We start from the raw sequence: 1,617 nt of genomic DNA on the forward strand, positions 1-1,617 counted from the left end.
CCTCTAGCAGCCAGCAGCGGCTGGCCATGGCCCCCATCAGGTCGGCTGGCGTGCCGCTGGTGCGCACTTCGCCATCTGCCATCAGCAGCACGTGGTCGCACAGCTCCGCCTCATCGAGATAGGCGGTACTCCAGAGCACCGTCATCCCCCCTTTTGCCAGCTCGCGCACCATCTGCCAGAGGGCGCGGCGGGAGATGGGATCGACCCCGACCCCCGGTTCGTCGAGCAGCAGCACATCCGGGGTGCCGAGCAGGGCGCAGGCCAGCCCGAGTTTCTGCTTCATCCCGCCAGAGAGCTTGCCCGCAGGCCGCGCGGTAAAGCGGGCAAGATCGGTGAAGGCGAGCAGCCGCGCGAAGGTGGGTGTGCGTTCGGGCTCCAGTACGCCGCGCAAGTCAGCGTAGAGGGTGAGGTTCTCCAGCACGCTGAGATCCTCGTAGAGGCCGAACTGCTGGGGCATATAGCCGAGGCGCTGACGCAGCAGGTCTCCCTCGCTCACCGGATCCAGCCCCAGCACCCGGATGGTGCCCGCTTCGGGGATCAGCAGACCGGCCAGCAGGCGCAGCAAAGTGCTCTTGCCCGCGCCGTCGGGGCCGACCAGCCCTGTGATGCCGCCAGCCGGAATGGTGGCCGAGATGGCGTTGAGGGCGACCCGCTCGCCAAAGCGTTTGGTGAGCCCCTCGAGGGAGATAGCGCTGTTCATGGCGCCAGCCTGACGGTGACCGGCATCCCTTGGCGCAGGGCCGGGTCGGGGTCCTGTACCACGATGCGCAGCCGGTAGACGAGGTGAGTGCGCAGGTCCGGCGTTTCCACCGATTTCGGGGTGAACTCGGCGGTCGGCGAGACAAAGCCCACCACCCCGTGATAGGGCTGATCCGGCCGCGAGTCGGTGGTGAGGGTCACCTTGGCGCCGCTCGGGAAGTGGCCGAGCCAAGGCTCCTCAACATAGGCGCGTACCCAGACCGGCGCGGTCAGGGAGAGGTTGAAGGCGGTCGCTCCGCTCTGCACCATGCTGCCGTTCTCGATGGCGCGGCTGATGATGATGCCGTCGCTGGGGGCGGTCAGGCTGGCATCCGCCAGCGCCAGTTCGGCACTGGCGAGCGCCGCTTTGGCTCCTTCCAGCTGGGCATCGGACTGGGCTATCTCTTCCGGGCGGTAGCCGGTTTCGAGCTGGGCGAGCTGTTCGCGGGCGGAGCGTACCTGTGCCTGGGTCTGATCTCGCTGGGAGCGGGCGGTATCGAGCTGACCGCGGGAGATGGCGCCGGTGGCTGCCAATGCGTTCTGACGGCGCCACTGCTGGTCGGCCTCCAGCGCAGCGGCTTCGGCGGCGGCCAGTGCGGCCCGGGCGCGGTCGGTCTCTTCGCTGCGATAGCCTTTGTGGATCAAGGTGTTGGCGGCAGTGAGCGCGGCCAGATTGGCACGGGCGCTGTCACGGCTGTGGGTGAGGGGAACCGGATCGAGGCGGGCCAGCAGTTGACCGGCTTTTACCCTATCCCCCTCATCGACCAGTACCTGATCGACCCGGCCGCCGACCCGAAAGGCCAGATTGACGTCGCGAATATCGACGTTGCCGTAGAGGATGGAGCCGTCGGCGGGGCGCCCCTGCCACCAGAGGTAGCC

At 68.1% G+C, this 1,617-nt stretch carries 2 protein-coding genes; both read right to left on the reverse strand.

Annotated elements, in window-relative coordinates:
• On the reverse strand, positions 1–700 hold a 700-nt coding region (locus L972_RS05415), incomplete at its 3' end, for an ABC transporter ATP-binding protein (protein WP_047436393.1).
• The coding region (hlyD, locus tag L972_RS05420; protein ID WP_047436396.1) for a secretion protein HlyD at positions 697–1,617 on the reverse strand (921 nt) is incomplete at its 5' end. The genes L972_RS05415 and hlyD, both read right to left, overlap by 4 nt.

Source organism: Aeromonas sp. ZOR0001 (assembly GCF_000801015.1).
Classification (GTDB): Bacteria; Pseudomonadota; Gammaproteobacteria; order Enterobacterales; family Aeromonadaceae; genus Aeromonas; species Aeromonas veronii.